24 protein-coding genes and 1 pseudogene are annotated in these 21,884 nt (G+C 64.4%); 9 read left to right on the top strand and 16 right to left on the bottom strand.

Features of this window, described 5'->3' with window-relative positions; all coding sequences use genetic code 11:
- Positions 1-201: 201 nt before the first annotated feature.
- The 6 genes from OHA42_RS20400 to OHA42_RS20425 all read right to left on the bottom strand — a co-directional run bounded on the left by OHA42_RS20400 (position 202) and on the right by OHA42_RS20425 (position 5,295).
- On the bottom strand, positions 202-585 hold the full coding sequence (locus OHA42_RS20400; protein WP_406229482.1) for a limonene-1,2-epoxide hydrolase family protein: 384 nt from the start codon (positions 583-585) through the stop codon (positions 202-204).
- A 288-nt stretch (positions 586-873) separates the two neighbouring features.
- Positions 874-1,782, bottom strand: a complete 909-nt coding sequence (locus OHA42_RS20405) for a hypothetical protein (protein WP_406229483.1) — start codon at positions 1,780-1,782, stop codon at positions 874-876.
- 555 nt (positions 1,783-2,337) lie between these two features.
- Positions 2,338-2,484 (bottom strand): hypothetical protein, encoded by a 147-nt coding sequence (locus tag OHA42_RS20410; protein ID WP_406229484.1) that lies wholly within the window; start codon positions 2,482-2,484, stop codon positions 2,338-2,340.
- 110 nt (positions 2,485-2,594) lie between these two features.
- The gene (locus OHA42_RS20415) at positions 2,595-3,548 is read right to left on the bottom strand and encodes an NAD(P)-dependent alcohol dehydrogenase (protein WP_406229485.1); all 954 of its coding nucleotides are present in this window, start codon (positions 3,546-3,548) and stop codon (positions 2,595-2,597) included.
- A 295-nt stretch (positions 3,549-3,843) separates the two neighbouring features.
- Positions 3,844-4,116, bottom strand: a complete 273-nt coding sequence (locus OHA42_RS20420; protein ID WP_406229486.1) for a hypothetical protein — start codon at positions 4,114-4,116, stop codon at positions 3,844-3,846.
- Positions 4,117-4,159: 43 nt separating this feature from the next.
- Positions 4,160-5,295 (bottom strand): IS3 family transposase gene (locus OHA42_RS20425; RefSeq protein ID WP_406229487.1). Its coding sequence is split into 2 segments (ribosomal slippage): positions 4,160-5,031 and positions 5,031-5,295, totalling 1,137 coding nucleotides; the frame shifts between segments, so codons are not numbered across the junction.
- A gap of 469 nt (positions 5,296-5,764) precedes the next feature.
- Here OHA42_RS20425 and OHA42_RS20430 point away from each other — a divergent pair.
- Positions 5,765-6,196: an IPT/TIG domain-containing protein gene (locus tag OHA42_RS20430; protein WP_406229488.1), complete on the top strand. Its 432-nt coding sequence runs from the start codon at positions 5,765-5,767 to the stop codon at positions 6,194-6,196.
- A gap of 260 nt (positions 6,197-6,456) precedes the next feature.
- Here OHA42_RS20430 and OHA42_RS20435 read toward each other — a convergent pair whose 3' ends face one another.
- The gene (locus tag OHA42_RS20435) at positions 6,457-7,116 is read right to left on the bottom strand and encodes a TetR/AcrR family transcriptional regulator (RefSeq protein ID WP_406229489.1); all 660 of its coding nucleotides are present in this window, start codon (positions 7,114-7,116) and stop codon (positions 6,457-6,459) included.
- Between the two features lie 49 nt (positions 7,117-7,165).
- Between OHA42_RS20435 and OHA42_RS20440 the strand changes: the two genes are divergently transcribed.
- A complete protein-coding gene (locus OHA42_RS20440) occupies positions 7,166-8,167 on the top strand; it encodes a zinc-dependent alcohol dehydrogenase family protein (RefSeq protein ID WP_406229490.1) in 1,002 nt (333 codons plus the stop codon).
- Between the two features lie 134 nt (positions 8,168-8,301).
- On the opposite strand, the pseudogene OHA42_RS20445 reads toward OHA42_RS20440, so the two are convergent.
- Positions 8,302-9,121, bottom strand: a pseudogene (locus OHA42_RS20445) (sigma-70 family RNA polymerase sigma factor).
- A gap of 45 nt (positions 9,122-9,166) precedes the next feature.
- Entirely contained in the window at positions 9,167-9,550 is a 384-nt protein-coding gene (locus tag OHA42_RS20450; protein WP_406229491.1) for a DoxX family protein, read from the bottom strand.
- Positions 9,551-9,876: 326 nt separating this feature from the next.
- On the opposite strand from OHA42_RS20450, the gene OHA42_RS20455 reads away from it, so the two are divergent.
- From OHA42_RS20455 to OHA42_RS20465, 3 genes are all read left to right on the top strand, one after another.
- On the top strand, positions 9,877-10,398 hold the full coding sequence (locus OHA42_RS20455) for an alpha/beta fold hydrolase (protein ID WP_406229492.1): 522 nt from the start codon (positions 9,877-9,879) through the stop codon (positions 10,396-10,398).
- A gap of 444 nt (positions 10,399-10,842) precedes the next feature.
- The gene (locus OHA42_RS20460) at positions 10,843-11,307 is read left to right on the top strand and encodes a GNAT family N-acetyltransferase (RefSeq protein ID WP_406229493.1); all 465 of its coding nucleotides are present in this window, start codon (positions 10,843-10,845) and stop codon (positions 11,305-11,307) included.
- Positions 11,308-11,394: 87 nt separating this feature from the next.
- Entirely contained in the window at positions 11,395-12,525 is a 1,131-nt protein-coding gene (locus OHA42_RS20465) for a hypothetical protein (protein ID WP_406229494.1), read from the top strand.
- 93 nt (positions 12,526-12,618) lie between these two features.
- Here the strand turns inward: OHA42_RS20465 and OHA42_RS20470 are convergent, their stop codons facing one another.
- The 5 genes from OHA42_RS20470 to OHA42_RS20490 all read right to left on the bottom strand — a co-directional run bounded on the left by OHA42_RS20470 (position 12,619) and on the right by OHA42_RS20490 (position 17,665).
- Positions 12,619-13,782, bottom strand: coding sequence for an IS110 family transposase (locus OHA42_RS20470; protein WP_406229495.1), 1,164 nt, complete (start codon positions 13,780-13,782; stop codon positions 12,619-12,621).
- A gap of 290 nt (positions 13,783-14,072) precedes the next feature.
- Positions 14,073-14,702 carry a hypothetical protein gene (locus tag OHA42_RS20475; protein ID WP_406229496.1) on the bottom strand — a complete coding sequence of 210 codons (630 nt, stop codon included), beginning with the start codon at positions 14,700-14,702 and terminating at the stop codon, positions 14,073-14,075.
- Between the two features lie 111 nt (positions 14,703-14,813).
- Positions 14,814-15,446, bottom strand: a complete 633-nt coding sequence (locus OHA42_RS20480; RefSeq protein WP_406229497.1) for a hypothetical protein — start codon at positions 15,444-15,446, stop codon at positions 14,814-14,816.
- Between the two features lie 232 nt (positions 15,447-15,678).
- A complete protein-coding gene (locus OHA42_RS20485; RefSeq protein WP_406229498.1) occupies positions 15,679-15,891 on the bottom strand; it encodes a hypothetical protein in 213 nt (70 codons plus the stop codon).
- A 424-nt stretch (positions 15,892-16,315) separates the two neighbouring features.
- A complete protein-coding gene (locus OHA42_RS20490; RefSeq protein WP_406229499.1) occupies positions 16,316-17,665 on the bottom strand; it encodes a peptide ligase PGM1-related protein in 1,350 nt (449 codons plus the stop codon).
- Positions 17,666-17,825: 160 nt separating this feature from the next.
- Here OHA42_RS20490 and OHA42_RS20495 point away from each other — a divergent pair, with 160 nt between their 5' ends.
- Positions 17,826-18,323 carry an SET domain-containing protein-lysine N-methyltransferase gene (locus OHA42_RS20495; RefSeq protein ID WP_406229500.1) on the top strand — a complete coding sequence of 166 codons (498 nt, stop codon included), beginning with the start codon at positions 17,826-17,828 and terminating at the stop codon, positions 18,321-18,323.
- Between the two features lie 415 nt (positions 18,324-18,738).
- Positions 18,739-19,242, top strand: coding sequence for a MarR family winged helix-turn-helix transcriptional regulator (locus OHA42_RS20500; RefSeq protein ID WP_406229501.1), 504 nt, complete (start codon positions 18,739-18,741; stop codon positions 19,240-19,242).
- A gap of 16 nt (positions 19,243-19,258) precedes the next feature.
- On the opposite strand, the gene OHA42_RS20505 is transcribed toward OHA42_RS20500, so the two are convergent.
- Positions 19,259-19,753: a phosphoribosyltransferase gene (locus tag OHA42_RS20505; RefSeq protein ID WP_406229502.1), complete on the bottom strand. Its 495-nt coding sequence runs from the start codon at positions 19,751-19,753 to the stop codon at positions 19,259-19,261.
- 122 nt (positions 19,754-19,875) lie between these two features.
- Between OHA42_RS20505 and OHA42_RS20510 the strand changes: the two genes are divergently transcribed.
- Positions 19,876-20,454, top strand: a complete 579-nt coding sequence (locus OHA42_RS20510) for an NAD-dependent epimerase/dehydratase family protein (protein WP_406229503.1) — start codon at positions 19,876-19,878, stop codon at positions 20,452-20,454.
- An 11-nt stretch (positions 20,455-20,465) separates the two neighbouring features.
- Here the strand turns inward: OHA42_RS20510 and OHA42_RS20515 are convergent, their stop codons facing one another.
- Positions 20,466-21,272, bottom strand: a complete 807-nt coding sequence (locus OHA42_RS20515; protein ID WP_406229504.1) for an LLM class flavin-dependent oxidoreductase — start codon at positions 21,270-21,272, stop codon at positions 20,466-20,468.
- Positions 21,273-21,506: 234 nt separating this feature from the next.
- On the opposite strand from OHA42_RS20515, the gene OHA42_RS20520 reads away from it, so the two are divergent.
- The gene (locus OHA42_RS20520) at positions 21,507-21,878 is read left to right on the top strand and encodes a hypothetical protein (RefSeq protein ID WP_406229505.1); all 372 of its coding nucleotides are present in this window, start codon (positions 21,507-21,509) and stop codon (positions 21,876-21,878) included.
- The last annotated feature ends 6 nt before the right edge of the window (positions 21,879-21,884 follow it).

The following is a 21,884-nucleotide window of genomic DNA, read 5'->3' on the forward strand; positions in this document are numbered from 1 at the left end:
AGCCACTGATCGCCTTCGAATACACGGGGGCGGGTGGTCCTAACGGCAACGCGCGATAATGCCCCGGGGCGCGCGCTCTCGAACGTCCGCAACTGCCGAATACGGGACGCTTATCCGTAGCAATCCTTTGCTACACGTGGTATTTCGGGGTCTTGGTAGTAATCGCCGAAAATCCAACGAAGTTCGGGCAGCCAACCGGAGTCATCCCATCCGGCTGGTGAACTGGTTCAGGTCGAAATAGTCCCGCCAGGCGCTGATCCTGCCGTCCCTGACCTCGAAGGTTCCCATGACCTGGAGCTCGAAGGACCTGTCGGGGATCGTGAAGACGTCCACCCGCTCGGTCATCACGACCGGACCATTGGCTGCGATGTTGATGATGCGGAAGTCGATGCCCATGATGCCTGGCGGGCCAGGGCGAATGAACGAGGCGATGTTGTCGGCGATCGCTTCCCTGCCGGTGACCGGTGCCATCGGGATGTTGTGGTAGACGGCGTCGTTTGTGAGGAATGCGGCGAGCTCGCTGACTCCGGCGTCGTCGGACCACGCCGCGCAGAACCTGCGCACCACCTCGATCGGGCTCTCCATCGGGCTCCCTCCTGCGCAATGATCAGATCATATCTCGCGCCCTCCCCGCCTCCATGGCCCCAACTGCCGAACGCACTATGCCGACTACCGCGTCCGGAAATCGGTCAATGCAAGTTGTCGGACACACGCGGCTTCCCACGCGTTTCTCGACACCACCTTCGTCCACGCCGACGAGCGGCGACCAGGTTCGTAGACCGAGTCACCGCGTTTGCAGACCAAACCTTGTGCACAGACGGTCATTGACCGAATGAGGTGGATCGTCGTGTGCGCCGGCTGCACGCCGTCGCGTCAGAAGCCGCCACCGCAGGAGGAGAAGCCGCCACCGCAGGAAGTTCCGCCGCCGTAGCTGGAGTGGCCGCCGATGTATGGGCCGGAACGGGTCGGCGGGCGGGACGGGATGCGCCGGGAATCGTTCCAGTGGCCGGGCGCTACTACGGCCCACCAGGTTGTGAAATCCGCGCCGCTGACGTGCTCGATCTCGGCGCGATCGGCGGCGGCCCAGTGCACGGTGTAGCCGGTGAGGTGGTGCGTGGGGCGCTGGAGCTCGTCGATCAGTTCGCCGGTGGTCAGGGTCGAGTCGTCGGCGCGGAAGATGTGGACGGTTCGGTCGGATTCGGTGACGCGGTAGCTCCATCGGGTCTGGGCCGCCAGCTCGGTGAAGCGGTCATCGCGTTTTTCCCGCTCGCGCTGGGCTTTCCAGAGTCGTGCCTGTTCTTCCTGTGCGCGTGCGTCGGCCTCGTCCACGCGGGGCTCGATCTGCTCGCGGACGGGGCGATAGCGCTCGGCGATGTCGTTCAGCCGCTGTTCGAGTCTGTCGAATGCCTGCCGTGACGCGGTCCGGCTGCGGCGGCGGGCCGCCGACCAGCCGGAACCACGCCGCAGTCCGGGTGAGAAACCGCCCTCGATCCGCATGCCGAGATCGTGGACGAGCTGCTGTTCAGCGGTCCACAGTGCATCCAGCGCGGCGGTCCGGGCCCGGGCCCACGCGGCGGATTCCCCGTTGGTGGCCTCGACCCGGATACTCCGCGTCGCTGTCCTCCGGTCGAGACAGGTCCACCCGCGCTCGTCCCGGCCTTCGGGCGTGTCGACGGCATAGATCTCGACGAATGCCCGGCCGGGGTCGAAACCCGCCATCTGCCGGTCGTTCAGGGCATAGCTGAAATTGAACGAATAGCGGTACAGCGTCACCGATACCATCGTGTTCCTCCCCCACGGGTACCTCTACGATAGCGCCGGTGTGGTCAGGACGGGTCGGGCTTCGCAGTGGAACTGCCATTGGCATGGCGGGCGCGCCCAGCTTCCGGTCGTCCCAGCTGCATTCGCGGCCGCGACTCGACTCACACCAGCAGGTTGAATCCTCGAAGAGGCGGGCCCACGCCACACCTGGAAAGTGAAGCGCTACAACACGATCCTGGCCGAGAGTCGAGGAACTGGATCGCGCCGAGTGGGGAGGCCGAATCTCGGAGGCATCCTCAATCGTGTTCAATAGTCCAGCAGGCCACACTGCGTCGAAAGTCGCTGTCACTGATAGGGAATCGAACCTACTCTGGGTAGATGGAGTGGGTGATCGGTGTCGTTTTGGTCCTCGTCGTACTGTTCGTCGGCGCGCTCACCGCGCTGATGATGTGGGCGAATCGGCAGGTGCGCAAACCGCTCCCACCTGTGCAGCAACAGTCGACCGTGCAGGAACCTCCGGCACAGACCGTGCAGGAAGCCCCGCGGTCCGGCTCGTCGGGGCCCCTCATACTCCAACTACATTCGAACACCCGGCAGCAGCGGCAGCAGCACGGGCAGCAGTGGCATGGGCGGCATGATCTGACCTGTTCGGAAAACGACCTTGAACATCTCCCCAGGCGGCCGGAATCCCGACCAGTCCTGCAAGAGCGTTGCGACGGGCATCCTGCCCAACCAACGTCCGCACATGCCGCCTACCGCGCTGAGCGAAGCGGCCACGTCGTGGTAGCCGGCGGGCCAGACCGGTTGCGGCTCACAACATCCGGTGGTGCCGATCAGCGGATCTCGACCACCACTTTGCCCAGGGCGCGTCCCGCACCGACGTAGGCCAGCGCGCTCGCGGTCTCGTCGAGGGGGAAACTGCGGTCGATGTGGATACCGATCCGTCCCGCGACACACGACTCCGCGAGGGGTGTGAAGTGCGCGGGCCCTTCCTTCACCGCGAGGACCCCGAGCCCGCGGCCGGTCACCATTCCGGCGACCACGCCGACCGTCGTCAACCGCAGCAACGCGCGCGTGGTGCCGCCGACGCAGCGGTACCAGCCGCCACGCGCGACCGACCTGCGATAGGCGAAGACCGACCGGTGGGCGACGAGGTCGAGCACCCGGTCGTACGGTCCGGTTCGGGTGAAGTCCTCAGCGCGATAGTCGATGACCTCGTCAGCGCCGAGCGTGCGCATGAACGCCAGTTTGGCGGCGTTGTCCACCCCGGTCACATGAGCCCCGGCACTCTTGGCCAACTGGATCGCAAACGCTCCGGACCCGCCGCCCGCTCCGTTGATCAACACCGACATACCGGCTGCGATGCCGGCCGTGCCCTGCAGTGCTATCGCCCCCGCCTGTGGCAGCGTCGACGCCTCGGCGAAGCTCAGCGACGCCGGTTTGTGAGCCAGCGCCGATTCAGGAACCACGGCATATTCCGCGAACCCGCCCTTGAGCATGAGATTGTCGCCGTAGACCTCGTCACCCGGTGCGAACAGTGTGACTTCGGAGCCGACGACTTCGACCCGTCCGGCGATATCGGATCCGAGAACCGGGCGCCTAGGTGCCCGGAGCGCGCCGATGCGTGAATACAGCGGCGTCCCCCGCAGTGTCTCCCAGTCGGAGAGGTTGATCGACGTCGCGTGCACCTGGATGAGCACCTGTTTCGGCCCTGGGGAAGGCGTTGGGACCTCCGCGATCGACAGCACCTCGGGGCCGCCGTAGCGGTCGTACACGACGGCCCTCATGCGATTCCAGCACCGAGGATCGAGCGACAGCCTGACACATGACAAACTCTAGTCGGCGGGCCGCCCCGCGACCGGCGAACTGTGCGTCGGCATTCGGCGCGACTCGCCGAACCCTCGCCCGCGAACCAGCAACGTCCTGTATTACCGCGTGACGCGCGGGTCCGACAGGCCACGCGAAATACCCCAAAGATTAACGGGCCGAGACTATCTCGACATCCACCAACACTGAAATGCCGATGAGCGGATACGGGCTGATCCGACGTCAGGGCATGGGCTGGGGCCCTCGTGCTGGTCGTCAGCAGCTTGTGTTTGCGGCCGTGCCTGCGATGAGAACGAGGAGATACCCGGCCACCATGACGAGGATCCCGGTGTTGGTCAGCACGAGTGATAACGAGTTGATGCGGAGGTGATTCGTCCACAGATAGATCAGCAGAAACAATCCGACCGCGAGCATGATTATCGAGCCCGTGGTCTGAATGCCCTCGAGTAGCGCGTAATCCCGGTCTCGCTGCCCGGAGCTGCCGTGCGGGCTCACATCGCAGTAGTCGCCGTTGGCCGGGGTGATCACGTATCCGGCCACGGTGACTGGGCCCCGATGGCAGGTCCAACGGCTATGCGAGTTGTAGCTGTTGCCGGAACTCGGTCGGTGACCATTGCTGACGGAACGCTTCAGGGCTGAGGAAGCCCAATGATTCGTGTGGCCGGTAACTGTTGTACTCGACGCGCCAGTCCTCGGCAAGGACCCGCACCTCGGTCAACGAATGAAACACCTCGCAGGACAGGAATTCGTCGCGGAAACGGCCGTTGAACGACTCGCAGACCCCGTTCTGCCACGGCGATCCAGGATCGATGAACGACGCGTCGACACCGGTGAACCGGCACCAGTCCCGCATCGCGTGAGCGGTCATCTCGGTGCCGTTGTCCATACGGATATGAGCCGGTCTTCGCCCGGTGACCGCAACGATCTCGTCGAGCACACCGACCAGCTGATCGGACGTGCACGATCGGAATGCCCTGGTGGCCAAGGCTTCCCGCGTGAACTCGTCGACAATGTTGAGAAACCGGACCTGGCGGCCGTCGACAGTCACATCGACCTGGAAGTCCAACGCCCACATCTGATCCGGGAACGACGCCCGCATCCGCTGGTTGCGGCCGGTCCCGATGCGACGTTTCTTGCGCACCCGGCTCGGTCGTTTCAATCCCTCCTCGCGCCAGAGTCGTTGCGTGCGTTTATGGTTGGCGACCAAGCCTTCGCTGCGGCACAACGCGTGGGCTTTACGCCAACCCCACCGCGGATGCTTACGCGAGATCTCACGCAATCGGGCCCGCAGTGTTCGTTCGATCTCGCCGATCGCCGGCGGTCGGCGTTGCACCGAGCGGGACTGCCCGGCCACCCGGCATGCCCGGCGTTGGGACACCCGGAATCGTTGCTGCAGAACCACTACGGCTCGGCGGCGCCGCTCCGGGCTCAGTAGTTTCCCCGGTTCAGTTCCTTGAGCATATCGATATCGAGGGCCTGCTCGGCGACCATCTTCTTCAGCCGCGCATTCTCCTTCTCCAGCTCTTTCAACCGTTTGGCATCGTCGGATTTCATGCCGCCGTATTGGGGTTGCCAGCGATGCCAGGAGGCCTCGGAAATCTCGAGGTGCTTGCACACCTCCTCGATCGAGAACTTCTCACCGATCAGCTTCTCGCCCTCACGGAGCTTGCGGATGATCTGCTCGGGGGTGTGTCGTCGTCGTGCCATGTCGTGATCTCGTCCTCCTGCACCCATTCTGGTGCATCAGAACTCTCACAACCGCTGGACCTGCTCAAGGGCTCCAGTCAACGGCGATCGCCGGTCCAATGAAGATCGAGCCGGCGATGTAGATCACTGCAAACAACAATGGCCGGTTCTTGGTCATGGTGTCAGACAATAACCATCCGCTATGGCGGCCCTGCGGTTGTCGTGTGGAGGTTCTGTGTCCGGTAAACATCCGCAACTGCCGCGGAGCGCGCGTTCGCGAACGTCCGCAACTGCCGATTTCAGTATGTTTCTCCGACTCTGGACCGGCCTGTGAACGACTCTCACCGGCGGCCCGGCACCCCCGCCGCGGGGCCCACCAGCCAAGGTCACTTCGGGTTTTAAGCCGTTCGCATGCTTTGGTCTGCGCAGGGCTGTCACGCTTGGCTTGTTACCCCACCGGAGCGGTCCGATACGAGGGAGGTACAGGTCGATGGCAAAAGTCACCAGCATCAGCCCCAGCAGTGCCAAATACACCGGCGGCGAACAGGTAGTCGTGTCCGGGTCGGGTTTCACCGGGGCCACCGAGGTCTACTTCGAGGACGCGAACTACCGCAAGCATCCCGCGCAGTTCACGGTGAACAGCGATGCCCAGATCACCGTGACCTGCCCTGCGATGGAGCGCGCCCGCAAAACGCACCTCTTCGTCATCGTTGGAGGCAAGGAGTCCACAATCCGCCAGGTGCCCTCCCTGCAGCCGGACGGCGACGGCTTGAGCAGCACGGGAACGCAAGGAGTCAATTGGTCGACGGGTCCCAGCCGCGACAACGAGTTCCACTTCACGTGGCGCACTCGAGAGGAGGACGAGGCGTACCTCAATCAGATGATGGAGTCGAGCATGCCGCAGCAGATGCCGGACTGGTAACCAACGGAAGGCGGTGCTGTCCGCGCACTGAGCGCTACGCGGCTGGACGGCCCTGCTGACGACATCGCGGAACCATCGAGCGGGCCGCCGGTAGTCAACACTTACCGGCGGCCGAAACCGTTGTCGCACCACCGATTCGGCCTGCTTACCGGTGGTCAGTCGGACGTCCGGTCTATGCCGAAGGGCGGGCGACTGGTGAATGAGACGCAATGCGGCTCGAGACGTCCCATAATGCCGATGACAGGGTGGTTATCCCCTGGTCACCGAGTGTTTGGCCGGTTGGATTTGTGTCGGTGTACCGACACTGCGGGCATCAATCGTGGTAGCGGCGGCAGCGGCGCGGACCCGGGGGAGGCCTGGAACGCTTGGATCATGAGTGCGGCGAAGCGTCGGGAGGCCGCGAGGCGTGCTGCCGGCGTGCTCGCGTGGATGCCGTTGTTGGCCATGATCATGAGGATGAGGTCGTCGAGCATTACGTCGGGGCGCAGGTGCCCGGTGTCCTTGGCGCGGCGGATCAGTTCGGCGGCGGCGGTCAGCGAGGATGTGCGGATCGCGGCGAAATCCAGCGCGTGGGGGTAGGTGGACATGAAGGCCGCGGTGAAGCCATGGTCGCGTGCTTGCAGCTCGCAGAGCTTCTCGATCGTGAGGCAGAAGCCGTGCCAGGGATCGGGGTCGGCGAGCCCCTCGTCCACGAGGGACCGGCAGGCCAGCATCTGATCGGTGAACGCCTCCGCGACCAGCATCTCCTTGGTCGGGAAATGGCGGTAGAGGGTCGCGGGCCCGACCTCGGCACGCCGGGCGATCTCCCGCATCGGCACGTCCAGGCCGGCGCTGACAAATACCGTGCGAGCCGCCTCGAGGATGCGGTCGCGATTGTCACGCGCGTCCGAACGCAGTGCGTGAGGCAAATGAGCAGTCACCGCTCTCACTTTAGCTAACCGGACGGGGGCGTCCGTTACGGTCCGCTGGTTGGTTCCGATCGAGAAGAACATGGAGAAACCGGTGAAAGCAGTGATGGTCCAGGCATTCGGAGGTCCCGAGGTGCTCGCGGTCGCCGACCTCCCCGACCCGCATCCGGCCGCCGGGCAGGTGTTGATCACAACTGAGGCGAGCGGCGTCGGCGGTATCGACGCCCTGATCCGAAGCGGCGCGCTGGCCGAGTACGGCGCCACACCCGGTCGCATCCTCGGCAGCGAGGTCGCGGGCACCGTGACCGAGGTCGGCGAGGGCGACACCACCTGGGTCGGCCGGCGCGTGTGGGCGCTCACCGGTGAGAGCGGCGGCTATGCCGAACAGGCCCTCGCACCGGCCGAGACGCTCGTCCTCCTCCCGACCGACCTGTCGGCCGTCGCCGCGGTGACGCTCGGCAGCTCGGCAATGGTGGCCCACTTCGCGCTGCGTCACGCCCACTTCACTCGCGGTGAGTCGGTGCTGGTGCGCGGCGCGGCCGGCGGCATCGGCGTCATGGCGGTCCAGATCGCAGCCCGTGGCGGTGCCGGTACGGTGGCGGTCACGACCTCGTCGGCCGAGCGTGGCGATCGCCTTCGCGAGCTGGGCGCTACGCATGTGCTGGACCGGCTCGGCCGGGGTGCACCGGATGCTCCCGCGGGCTACGACGTCATCCTCGACATCGTCGCCGGTGCGGATCTGCCTTCCTTCTTCGCCAGACTCGAGCCGAACGGTCGCATGGTGGCCGTCGGCGCGATGGCAGGCACGCCACCGGCGGACTTCGGCATGGAGATGGTCGCGGCGTTCCGGAAGTCGATGTCGTTCGCCACCTTCAGCGCCGACACCGTGCCCGCACTCGAGCGACGCGCCGCGACCGCCGAACTGTTCACTGCCGCCAGTCGTGGCGAGCTAAAAGCCGTTGTGCACGAAGCACTTCCCTTGGAACAGGCGGTTTTGGCCCACCAGAAAATGGAAGCAGGCGAGGTGTTCGGCAGGATCGCGCTCACACCGTCGCGGAGCTAGACGACATCGCTTCTCACCTGACAAACAACGCACGCACATGCCGCTGGGCGCGCGTTGGTCGATCGTCCAGATCTGTTGGTCGACATGGCTTCCCAACGCGCGCAAATGCCGAGCTTCGTGCGTCGTGTCGATACTCATCGCAAGCTGAGTGCTGTCTGCGAGTCGATGTGGGTCAGCTTCTCTGGGTTGCGGACGAAGTAGAGCCCGGTGATGCGGGTGTTCTCCATCCGGAAGGTCATGATGCCGATTTCGTTGTCCCAGCGGACGATGAGGGCTGGGTGGCCGTTGACAACAGTAGGTTCGGTGCTGAGCGTGGCACTGATCTTGCCGAAGCCGACCAGCAGGTTCCGGAGCACCTGCTCGATGCCGATGATCGGCACCCGTGCCGCGGTTTTCCAGCGCCCTCTGAAACGACTCCAGCGCCGCCCGCGCCTGGTCGGGGGAAACCACCGAGCGCGGGCGGCGGGCCTCGACATGCTGCCGCGCGCGACGGGCGATCTGGCGAACCGTCACCGGCGTTTTGTCGACCGCGGCGGCGATCTCTTCGTAACTGACATCGAAGACCTCGCGGAGCACGAATACCGCACGCTCGGTCGGCGACAGTGTCTCCAGCACGAGCATCAGCGCCATCGACATGCTTTCGGCAAGCTCGATGTCGTCGGCCACATCCGGTGCCGTGAGCAGCGGTTCCGGCAGCCAGGGGCCGACATAGGACTCCTTGCGGCGCTTCATAGTTCGGAGCCGGTTGAGTGCCTGCCGAGTGGTGATCCGGACCAGGTAGGCGCGATGATCGTGCACCTGCTCCACATCGACCTGCGCCCACCGCACCCAGGTCTCCTGCAGCACGTCTTCGGCGTCGGCAGCTGAGCCGAGCATCTCGTAGGCGACGGTGAACAGCAGATTGCGGTAGACGACGAACGTGTCGGTCGCCGAGTTGGTCGTTGCGCTGCTCATCCGGCTCCTCATGCCTGGCCACAAATGCTCGGCAAGGCTACAGGGTCAGCCAGCGAACGGTTCGAGCACGAACCGGCCCCACACCACGAAGGCCGCCATCGCCAGATAGACCACATTCGCCGTGATCACCTTGTATTCCCCGTCGCGGATGTGGGCGATCATCGCGCCGACCATCAGCAATGACCAGCACACGGCGGTGACAGGGACCATCGTGGGCGCGATGTCGAGCACGGCAGGCAGGATCAATCCGATCGCGGCCAGAACCTCCAGGGCTCCAAGGGTTTTGATGACCCCGGAACTGGCTGTGGCAGTCCACTGCCCGCCCGGCGCCTGAGCCAGTTTGGCCTTCGGTGTAAACGCTTTGATGTTGCCGCTGACGAGCGCGACGGCGGCCAGCAGTCCGGTGACGATCCACAGCGCGATGTTCATGAGGTTCTCCTTGTTTGAGGTTCAGGCCTGAAGACACCCCTGGACCGATCCTTGTGACGTTGCGTGATGCAGGTCACTGCAATCTCGCAAATCGGCCGGATCGAGGTGTCGTCGAAAGGCAGAACGTCCGGGCAGTCCAGGTCTCACCCGCAGAGCCCAAACGGAACGACATGTCGCTGGCGGATGGTGATCAACCGCGAGGCACGCTAATGCCGCATATCGCGCGATCATGAACACCGTATCTGCCGATGTGCGAGTGTCGACCGAGTAAATCTGTCCTCAGCTACGGTTATTGGTTTCGCGGACTGCGGGGTGAAATGCGATCGATGATGGTGACCGCCGATGATGGGATCTTGCTGCACGTCGGCGTCACGGGACACGGTCCAGATGTTGTCGTCTTGTCCGGCGGACCGGGCTGCGTCCACTATCTCGAGCACGACCGGTTGGCGCCTCGGGGAATGCGGGCCTGGTATCCCGAACCTCGGGGTGTCGGACGATCGGAGGGCGGACCGCACGACCTCGGCCAGGCCGTCGCCGACCTCGAGGCGGTACGCCGAAGTGCCGGCATCGACCGTTGGACGGCGTTGGGCCACTCCTGGGGATCTGATCTGGCCGTGCGCTACGCGTTGGATCACCCAGATCGCGTGCGGTCCGCGGTCGGGGTCGCCGGGCACGGACTACATAAGGACCGCACCTGGTCCCAGGCATACGAATCCGCACGGCACCTGGAAGCGGACCTCGAAATCGATTGGGAGCCAGACGTTCACGCAGCACTGAACGAGTCGTTTGTGCAGTGGATTCACCAACCCGACCTACTCCGCCGACTGGCCGACACCACCGCTCCATGACGTTCATCGCTGTGCAACACGACATTCGGCCCGCGTGGCCGCTACGGCAACTTGCGAGCTTGGTCTCGCATGGCAGGTTCGAGGAAGTGCCCGGAGTCGGGCATAACGTGTGGTCGACCGACCCGCAGGTGTGGGTCGACGTTGTCACCAGGGCATGCGCGGCATCGAACTCAACGGCTGCGGCACCACCAAGGCCGTAGATCGTCAACGTTTTCGGCGACATCGGTTAGTGCTGGGGCGTGCGCAGTACCGCAGTGAGATCTGGTATTGCACAGGACAACATCTGGCAATGTCGAATATCGGATGAATTATGCGCGAGAGGCAAGCGATCAGCGTTCGAGACGGTTGGTGCGCGCTATTCGAGTTCGATGCCGCCGTAGTCAGCGGTCCACGCCGGTCGCCCTAGGCTTCGCGCCCTTGCCGCTCCGCTGCCAGACTGAACCAATGATCGTCAGGCTCGCCCAACAACAGGACTTCGCGTCTTTCCTCGGCCTGGCAGCCCAGGTCGAACACTGGTTCGGTCCCATGGTCAACGATCCCGGCTTCCATCAGGCGGTGGAAAACCACATCCATCGATCGGCCGCGCTCGTCGCCGTCTCTGCGGAGCTGGAGGTCCTCGGCGGCCTGATGTTCGGCACGAAAGCGCCTGTCTACCAAATTCATTGGCTCGTCGTGTCGCAACAGCAACGCGGAGCGGGCATTGGCAAAGCGCTGATGGCGGATGTGACGCGCCGATTCACGCAGACTCCGGGGAGCATCGAGGCGATCACTTTCGGAGCCGATCATCCGGGCGCGATCGTCAGCGGCGCGCGAGCCTTCTACGAGGGCCTCGGTTTCACCGCCGCCGAGGCAGCGGCTCCAGGCCTGGAGGGCGGACCTCGCCAGGTCTATCGCCGACCCATTCCCTGACGAACTCCTCCTGATGGCGTAGTCCCGAATCCGTACCCAGGCTCGGTGTCGGTTCCGATGTCGGACATCGTCTCTACGCTTCGCGGTGTGCAACGAGACGAATACCGATACTGGTCCTCGGACAAACGTTTTCACGATCTGGTCGCGCAACTCACCTCCCTTCAACTCCGGAGCTGGACAATGGCGGAACTCGAGGCGGCGGTCTCGACTCTGGGCTGGCAGTTGCGGCCAGTGGTCCCAGCCCGCGCTGTGGACCTCGCGCTGTGGACCCAGCAGATAGTCGATTGGGAACTCAGTCCGGGGCCACGGGCCGGTTTGGCCACCGTCATGACCGCGAACACCGATCCGCAACAAGCTGTGCTGCTGACAGTGAATCTGTCACAGGGGATCAACTTCAAGGACTACGACGACGGTCCACAGTATTCGGAGGTGGAGTTCGCCCGATCCGCGTGGTCGATGCTCGAGCACACGCTCGGCTCGCCAGCCACCTCGTGGAGTGGACTCGGCCCGCGCATGTTGTGGGAACGGCCCGACACCAACCTGGCCTTGCGGCTGGATCGCGACCAAGTGGTCCTGGAGATGATGTGCACTGCCTTCGACAGCGACGCACGACAGGAGCCCCGCCCGCTGTGGCGCGCCACCGAATCAGCCGCCGTGCCCACTGGTGCCCCTGTCCGCGTCGAGGTCACCAGCTGGGATGACCTGCGCGAGCGCCTCGGTGCGGCGCTACGCGCGCTGTGTAGCGATTCACCCTTGTTCCCAGCCACATTCAGGCTGCATCTGCGCTCGATGACGGATCCCAAGCGGTACGTCATCACCTGGAACACACACCACACGCTGGGCATCGAAGGCCCCGCGAACGACACCGACGGTCCCGGGCCGGACCATTTCACCGGCCTTGGCTGGATGCGCCAGCACGAGGTGTGGCGGCAGTGGGTCGACAACACCAGATTCACCCCTCAACGCGCCGAGATAGCTGCGGACCGACTGGTGGACGCTCTGCGTGCACAGCAGGTGGAACTGGCCGATCTGGCCTATCACGGATTGATCGACGGCCGCGATCGGCAGCTGACAGTGGAGCTACCCGAACTCGGCAGCCCTCGCCGTGAACCCGATGCGTACACGACCCTCACACCCACCTGGCACGGTTGTCGGTTCTTGGTCCCGGTGGTATCCGGGTGGAGGCGACTGGTGACCGGCTTGACGAAATGCCGGTGATCGCCGAGCGATCACGACGGTTATCCTGTTGCCCTGCGGACCGGGCTCGACTTGTGCATCAACGCGAACATCCGCTCATGGCTCCCCTTTATGTCAAGACATGGCTGGGAGACGGTGGTTAGGCTGGGTGGTGGTAGGTCCGGGATGTGGCTTGTTCGAAGGGCCGGTGTGCGGGGTCAGGCCGGTCGCGCTGGATTGCAGAGCCGTTCCCGATTGCCCTCCCGGGCTTGCCGTTTCGCTTCGTTTCTGGTCGGCGAGTATGCGCGTGTAGACGACGTTGGATAGTTGTCGTTTGAGCGATCGCATGGCTTCCATCGAGGTCTTCCCGGCTGCTTTCCTGGTGTCGAAATAGGTGCGTCCTGGGGTGGGGTTGCGTAGTTGAACCACGGCCATGATGTGCAGGACTCGGTTGATTCGTCGGTTCCCGGCTCGGGAGAGGCGGTGTCGTTGCTGCTCGCCTGAGGATGCGTCCAAGGGTGCGGTGCCGTTCCAGGAGGCGAATCGGTCCCGGTTGCGGAAACGGTGGACGTCACCGGTGTCTGCGAGAAGTCGTGCGGCGCTGGAGGGTCCGATGCCGTGCAGGTCGGTGAGGGTCGAGCCGCGGTCGGTGACCAACTGCTGGAGTTCTTTGTCGGCGGCTTTGATCTTGCGGTCGATACTTTCGAGCTCACCGATCAGCTCGACGGCGAGGCGACGCCGGGTCTTGCCGACCGGATCGCGCGGTTTGATCGTCGCGATCAGCTTGCGTGCCTGCATGGCGGAGAGGAATTTCTTGGCGCCGCCGGGGAACAGGTCCAGCAATATCCGGTGCAGACGGTTGACGGTCTCGGTGCGGGCCGTGCCGAGACCATCGCGGCGATCAGCGAGCATGCCCAGCACGATCAGCTCCGAATCCGCCTCGACACGATGCAGATTCGGTGAATGCAGTGCTGCCAGTGCTACCGAGTGCGCATCCACTGGGTCGGTTTTGCGGCCGTTGCCGGTGGCGAACACGCGTACTTGCGCTGACAGTTTTGCCGGCACATCCAGCACCGTTTCGCCGTCGTGGACCAACCGGTGTGCGATATGGCGGCCGATGCCGTTGCAGCCTTCGATCGCCCACACTCGATCGGTGAATCGACGCCCGGCGCGCAGCATGTCGGCATAGCCGGTCTTGTCGGTGCCGTACCGGCCGAGGGCCAGAACCTTCCCGATGTCATCGATGATTTCGATGGTGGCCGAGCGTTTGTGTGGATCCATTCCGATGATGACCGCCACTGGTGTTCTCCCTGGCTAGCGTGTGTTTTCAGGCTAGGGAGGGCACCGCTACTTCGAGCCCGGGCAAACCCCTTTCGAGCCACTCCCCGCACGGCGCCCGGTGAGACGCAAGCCATGAGAGAGCCACACCGATCACGATGGTGGGCAGCCGCATTGGGGGAGCGTCTCACCGGGCACCTGGACCAGAGCTTGGCCGAGCACCGGTCCTATCGCCAGTCTTAAGTAGCCGCTGGGCGTGCGGTTGGCGAACGTCCGCTTCTGCCGAGGAGCGGGCGTTGTCAGTCTGTTTGTCAGCTTGTGTCGGTGATGCAGAGAACAGTGATCTCTGCATTGGCGGTGTCAGTCAGGACGTACGTTTGATCAAATATCACGCCCTCGAACCATGGAGCCCATGCCTCGTGGCTTACATCCATGCGAAAGTCCTCAAAACGGTTCTGGGTCAACGCTTCAACGGCAGCACTAGCGAGCGCCTTCGCATCGCGCGCTGGCCCGCGGTATCGCTCATGTGCGCCGCCATTCACGATCGCGCCAGCCAGCAAGCCGTCCAGGCACAGCGATCCAGCCCAATGCTCTTGAAAGCCGCCAACGTCCCGACCGAGCGGCTTGGGGATCTGAAGTTCGCTGAGCCCCGCTCGGACCGCCTTACTGTCGAAGAAGACACGAAGGAGTTGATACTCCTCCAACCGGTTCCGAGCGAGGAACCAGGCCGTCGTGTCCGAATAGTCGACCGCACACCATCGCCCGAATAGGTATCCACCGTTCAGGTGGGTCGCCGCCACCTGAACGAGGTACCGCTCCAGTGCCGGGGCATTCACGGGCACGGGTTCCCAAGCGATGCTCTCCCACGACGCAATGACTTCGAGCAGCTCGGGGCGCGGATCGTCCCAGTCGATCTCGTTCCAACGGTTCGGCACGGTCATGAGTTTGACAGCTACGACCCGGCCAGCGCACGCCAATTCCGTCCGCTCCTGCCGCTGGGCGCGTGGTCGTGAACGTCCGCATCTGCCTGCGGGTTTTCAGGTCTGGCTTCGCTACAGGTGGCTCATGTAGTTTCCGTAACGACCCTCAAGAGCATCTTTTGCTGCGGCCGCGACGATCTGGCGGTTGTCTTGTGCGCAGCGGCTCAGAAAAGCCTGCACGCGAGACCCGGACCAACCGGCCGCTGCGACCGCTGGCCAGTACGGCAGGGCCTTGTGGTTGAGATCGTGGAAATGGGCTTCGGCGTAGTCGAGGACGCCGTTCACCGCAGTATCGGGGAGGTGCAGGCGCAGCGTCGCTACCGCGCGCACTGCGCCGTCAGCAAGAAGTTCGACGTCCTGTTGAAGACACCATAGGAGAGGCTCCGGGTCAGTGTCGTCCTCACGACCAAGGCGGACAATAGCGTCTCCAAGTGCGCAGTTGACTGCTGTCGCGGAGCGAGGTTGCAGCGCAAGCCTTTTCAATTGTTCGACGTCGGCTCGGCTGCCTGTCATCCCCAGTGCCATGACCAATTGGTACTGGGTTTCCCAGGTACGCTTGTCGAGCACCTCACGTTCAAGGGCCGTCCGGACCTCGACTGCTGTAGTCGGGTCGGCGAGCGCGCGCAGCCGTTTGGCGCCTCGTCGTCGCCGCGCCGACAGCGAGTCTGTCAGTAGCCCCAATGCCTCATCTCGTGTCAGTGTCATTAGGTTCTTCCTACCGTTTCCAAGGTCGTCGATCGAAGCACATAGTTGCACGCCCAGACGACAGGAACACTGCTTATGCGAACCACCACGGACGAGTGCACGCTCATGCCGCCTATCGCGCGGTCCGCGAATGTCCGCTTCTGCCGAATAGTGCGTTACCCAGGAGAAGTGCGGCAGGTCGAAATCCCGCCCGATGTGGCCGGTATGGCGATCCGACACGGGTGACAATTGTCTACTCGATGAGGCGGGCCGCCCCTGGAAGAGTGACGCTGAACCCCTCTATGGCCACGTGCGCGACGTTGCCGGACTGTCCTGTCCGGGCATCCTCGGCGAATTCCTGCCAAGTGGTCGGCACAGCGGAGTCGATGACGGGTTCCTCCAAGTTGACGTCGTAGTCGTCTTCGTCCGCCGTCGGGTCTACCTGTTCATCAGCCAATTCGGCCACTTCTTTCGCTCATCAGCCGTCGACGAAACCGATGATAGAACGCATTTTCGAATCGTGCCAGGGTGTTGGTGACAGAATCGGAGCCCGGAAGCATTGTGGCTGACCAACATATCTGTCACCTGATCACCATTCCTGTCACCACTTTGGGTGGGTGCAACGGTGCGTCGACGCTCAGCGATGGCGGGTCGCGGCAGAAGGCGGGCGTTCCCGAGACCCCAACTGCCAGGCCAACGCCTGCCTGATCGAACGCGCGCCCAGCGGCAGAAATAGTGCGTTTGGCGCGGCGACTTCCCTGTGGGCAGCACTGCGCACAGCCGGTGTACATCTCCGTGCCGCCAGATTCGATTCGTGAGGGTACGCACGAGCTTCGATTCGGCGCCGGTGCCGATATTTCGCCCGCGTCGGTTCATCGGCGCCTCAGCCGCTATCGGTCGGCCAGCAGGGCTTCGAGTTGTAGTTCGATGTCTTCGGCTTGCGTGTGATCGTCTGCGATGACCAGGTATTCGATGGTGCCGGTGATAGGGTCGTCGGCGGCGATGACCACGCCCGAGCGTCGTCGGCTGTCGAAATGCAAGCCCGTTCGGGTCAGCTGGTTGACGAGTTCGCAGGTTCGGGGTGCGGGTACGCCGATGCGGGTCAGTAGTACGTGGTGGTGTAGGTAGTCCTGGCCGAGGAGTCGGCGGGCGATGGTGTCGAGGTTGGTGGCTCCGCCTGCGCGGCCGTTGAATTCGGTGTAGGTGAGTTGGTTGTCGTTGCCGACGATGGCGTCGATGTTGATCAGGCCGTGGTATCCGAGGCGTTGTGCGGTGAGCGCGATCTCGTGGCTGCCTGCGCCGAACTCGGCGTGCACGGTGGTTGGAAGGTGTTGCGGCGGAATGGCGAAGCCTTTCCACATCGGTTCCATTCGCATCTCGCCGTAGTTCCGCAGGATCGGTGCACCAGAAGGCGGGATGTAGAGCTCGCTGGAAAGGCTGCGGGTCCCGGGCTGGTAGACCTCGACGATGAACCGGGCCTGTGTGGCGCCGCGCGGCAGCTCTACCCGGTCACCGAGCATGAGGTCGTGTGCGCGCAGGGCGCGGGGAAGTTGGGTGGTCAGATCATCGTCGCTGTCGACGGTGATGACGTGGAAGGCCCCGAATCCGGTGATAGCAGGGTCGGTGGTGATCAGGGTGTTGCCGAGACCACCGGAGTTCTGGTCCTGCTTGACGATGACCGAACCGGTCCGGTCGAGCAGTTCGACTGTGGCGTCGAGGAGTTCGGGGCCGGCATCGACGACGCAGCCTTCGGGAATCGAGGTGCCGGTAGCCACGGCCAAGGCGCGGAAGACCGCCTTACTGTTGACCATGGTCGCCAGATCCTGCGCGTAGGCCGCGGCGCCGGTCGAGAGCCCGAGCCGGTGTTCCCAGTGCGCCACATCGCGATCATGGACGTAGTACGACACCGACCATGCGGCGAGATCGATACCGCTGCCCGAGATCCGATCCTGCACTGCGGCAAACAGTTCGGGATTGTCTCCGGGGTACCAGTGAATTCCGTTGTAGTCCTGCATGGACAGCACCATGGGGACCGCGCCGGTCATGCCGAGCAACCCGGTGAGATAGGCCAGGAAGTCCTTGTCGAGGGGGCCGGGAATGATCGCGATGTCCTCGGCGTCCAGGCTCCACAACATGCGTGCCGCCTCGACATCGCACCCGCGCCAGGACTCCGGGGGCAGGTCGCGGGGTCGAGCGACCATCGCGCGACTGTGCGGATTGGCAAGTACCAGCTTCGGCATCGGTCTCGTACCTTCCTGCCCCGGACGGCGCCATGGCCGCCGGCTTCGAGTGTGCCCGCAGCAGCAACCACAGAGCTGGCTAACCTTACCGAAGTACCGGAACACGCTGGATCACAACAGGATTGCCGTGCAGCGTCAACAACGGCAGGGCAGGACGGGCATGTTCGAACCCATCACCGGGCGAGTCGATCGCGCCGTGACCGCAACGGACTCATTTGTTGTGCGTAGTGTCCGCGGCAAGGGTCGTGGCGTGTTCGCCACCAGTTCCTGGCGTCCATCCGAACTGGTGATCAGCGCTCGAATCACCGCGGTGAGCCCGCAGCGGACTGTCTACTCGTTCCAGACCGGCATCGATATCCACTGCGACTTCGACGAACCTGCGCGTTTGATCAACCACTCGTGTTCGCCCAACCTTGGAATTCGCGATAACACCGTCGGCGCCTTCGACTTCCTCGCACTGCTCCCGATCAACGTCGGTGACGAACTCACCTGGGACTACGCGAGTTCGGAATACCACTCCATCGCCGTCCCTGCCTGTCACTGCGGTGCCCCGACCTGCCGCGGCACAGTCACCGGCTACGCGGGGCTGACCCACACCCAGCGCAGCAACCTCACCCACATCGCGAGCTACCTCACCCGACCGATACCCCCGCCCTAACTCACGATCCCAGCACTCGACGCACGGGCCCGACGAGCTTCTGAACGACACCACTGCGCCGGACGGTCAGCACGCCGCCGCTAGCCGCCTCCAACCCTGCCTTCGCAGCAGACGTTCACTTCTCGGCTACTTAGACCACCCTAAACGCGACAACAGGTCCGTGACGATCACCCGGCCGTTTACATCCATGCGCCGGATGCCGCACAGCCACTTCGGCTCCCGGCGGGGCCGCCCGGAACAGTTCGGTGATCGGACGCTCGTCTTCGAGACCAGACAACGGACGGCCCGGAGTCGGGACCGCGACCGGTAGAACAGGTGTCGGAAAAACAGGTGTCATCGCATCCGTCCACTTCCCGTGCCGTCACGCCGTAACAGCACGTCTACAGGGGCGAATTCGCTGCTATAGAGTGCTCTAATGCCCGATGAAGCGCATCCCACGCCCGTGGTGCGTGTCGAAGCGGCCGAAGACCACGACCTGCTCTCGCTCGCTGCACAGCTGTGCTTTGCCCTGTACTCCACGTCCCGATCGATGACGGCGGCCTATCGGCCTTTCCTCGACGCGATGGGGGTGACCTACCCGCAGTACCTCGCGCTGCTCGCGCTGTGGGAGCGACCTGCAATCACGATGAAGGAATTGGGCGAGCAACTACGCCTGGACTACGGCACCGTCTCGCCGCTCATCCAGCGGCTACAGGCGCACGGCCTGGTCGAGAGCATCCGCAGCGCGCACGATCGCCGAGCGGTGGAACTGCGCGCCACCGACGCGGGGCAGGCCCTACAGCATCAGGCCACCGAGATGATCGAGTCGGTGCTGGCCGCCGTCGACTATCCGCTGGACACCGTCATTGCATTGCGCGACCAGGTCAACGCCCTCGGCGAGCGACTCGACTCCATCGTGGCCGCGCGTTCGGCGCGGTAGTCGAACGCTGTCCGCCTCAGGCGTCGAGGACCTGTGCCCGACGGTGGACCACGGGAGGTTCGGTGGACCACGGGAAATTGATCCAGCGGTCGGTGCGCCGCCAGACATACTCGCAGTCGACCTCCGAGTGCGGCTTCTGGTAGATCACCGCGCAGCGGACCTCGGCCACATGGTCGACGCAGAAGTCGCGCACCAGCTTCAGGGTGGCGCCGGTGTCGGCGACATCGTCGGCGACCAGGACCGTCGCACCCGCGAGGTCGACGGCCTGTGGGACCGGTGGCAGCATGACCGGCAGGTCCAGGCGTTGGTCGATGCCGGTATAGAACTCGACGTTCATTACGTGCAGGTTCTTCACGTCGAGTGCGTAGCCCAGTGCGCCTGCGACGAACAGGCCGCCACGGGCGATGGAGAGGATCAGGTCGGGCTCGAATCCGTCCTCGGCGATCTCGGTCGCCAGTTCCCGACTCGCAGACCCGAATGATTCCCAGGTCAGGACTTCCCGATCCGCCATTGGATCCTCCATCTCGATCGACTCCGCTGTCCAACGAGCATACGAGCGGCTAATCGAGCCTGCGCCACCACGCCCGGGGCGCAGGTCGTCGAAGTCTCGACCGAGATGGATAGGGTGACCATGTGCGGATTTTTCTGGCCGGCGCGACCGGTGTCATCGGAGTACGGCTGCTGCCCTTGCTGATCGCGGCAGGTCACGAGGTGGCGGGCATGACCCGTTCGCCGTCCAAGGCCGAACAGGTGCGCGCCGCGGGTGCGCGGCCGGTGGTCTGCGATGTCTACGATCTGGCCGCGCTGACCGCCGCGGTTGTCGAATTCCGGCCCGACCTCGTCATGCATCAGCTCACCGACCTGCCCGACGACGCCGCGCTGCTGCCGGAGCTGGCCGGCGCGAATGCGCGGATCCGGACCGAGGGGACGCGGAACCTGCTCGCTGCGGCGCGCGCCGCCGGCGCTGAGCGGTTTCTTGCGCAGAGCATTGCGTGGGAGCCGCCCGCCGGGCGCGGTGAGGAGATCCGCGATCACGAGGCGGCCGTGCTCGCTGCGCACGGTGTGGTGGTCGAATACGGCCAATTCTATGGACCCGGAACGTATTACGAGACCGAACCGCCTGCCGAACCTCGGGTGCACATCGATACCGCGGCCGCGCGCACGGTGGAACTGCTCGAAGCGGACAGCGGAGTGGTGATCGTCACCGACTGACTAGCACAGATCTATTGCGTGGTAGCCAATTTTGCGGCGAACTCGTAGTCGCGTCGCCAGTCCGGGCCGGTCGGGGCGAGGGTCAGTCGTCGCACTCCCGCCTCGACATAGGCGGCCACCTGCTCGGCGGCGTGCCCTGGATCGGCCGACAACGCTGGTGCGACAACGGTTACCGCCGGGGTCGGTCGCCCATGCTGTGCGGCGAGTTCCTGTAGCTCGGCGATTTCCGCGCCGATCCTATCAGGTTCGGTCTGAAGCGTGATCCACCCGTCGCCGTAGGCGGCGGCGCGGCGTCGTGCCCGATTCCCATTGCCCGCCACCAGTACCGGCGGCATCGCTGAACCGGGCGACAGCGTCACCTCCAGCCCGTCGGGCAATATCGTCGGCTGTCCGGTGACGAGTCCGGGCAGCGCCTGCAATGCTGCATCGGTCCGACGCCCGCGATCCTCGAACGACAGACCGGCGGCCCGCCACCCGACATCGCCGTGTGCAGGATTGCCGGTGCCGACGCCGAGCAGGAGCCGATTGCCAGACACATACTGCAATGAGCTGATCTGCTTGGCGGCCCAGGCGGTCGGCCGCAACGCCAGTAGCAAGACGTTGTAGCCGATCCGGATACGATCGGTCACTGCCGCCGCGGTCGCCAGGGTCACAGTGCTGTCCAACATCGGCGCGCTCGCGATGAGATGGTCTGTGGACCACACCGACTCGATTCCGAGCTCTTCGGCGAACCGCGCACTCGCCCGGACATCGCCCAGAATCGGTTGCTGCGGATCCGGTGTGGATGTAGGCAGGATTACGCCGATCTGCATGGTCATTACTCGTCCCGTCCGTTGTCGTTCGCCTGTTGCCAACGCTAGGGACTGTGGGTGAGTGTTCCAATGGCTGGAATGCTCAGCGTTATGCCCGGGACGCTCATGGGGCGCCTGTTCGTGCGAGTCGGGCGGGCCGAACATCGGGACATATTCGAGGGCGCGGCTGCCCCGGATTGCGTTGACCAGCGCCTATATTGGCGCAGGGGCGACAGGCGCCCTCATCGAGGGTAGGAGTCCATGGTGCGCAGGACAGTGTTCGTCGGGTCTGTAGTCGGGGTTGCGGTACTGGCAGCGATGGCGGGTGGCGCGGTGGCGGGCGCGCGGGTGCCCGCGGAAGGTGCCGTGAAAGTGCAGGCGGTCACCGGATTGGACCGGCTACCGGTGACCGGAGTGGAGGTCGGGCTCACGCCGTGCGGCACGGGTGCGCTGTCGGCGACAGTGACGACCGGCGGTGACGGGACTGTGACACGGAACCTTCCCGAAGGGTGCTACCGAGCAGAGGTCACGGCGGTGCCCTCCGGCTGCCAGCTGGCCGACCCCACTCACGTTCAGGTGGCCGTCGTTCCCGGTGTCACACCGGTCGCCGAATTCCGTTTCCGCTGTGCGTGACCGAGG

Source organism: Nocardia sp. NBC_01009, assembly GCF_045208035.1.
In the GTDB taxonomy this organism is placed as follows: domain Bacteria; phylum Actinomycetota; class Actinomycetes; order Mycobacteriales; family Mycobacteriaceae; genus Nocardia.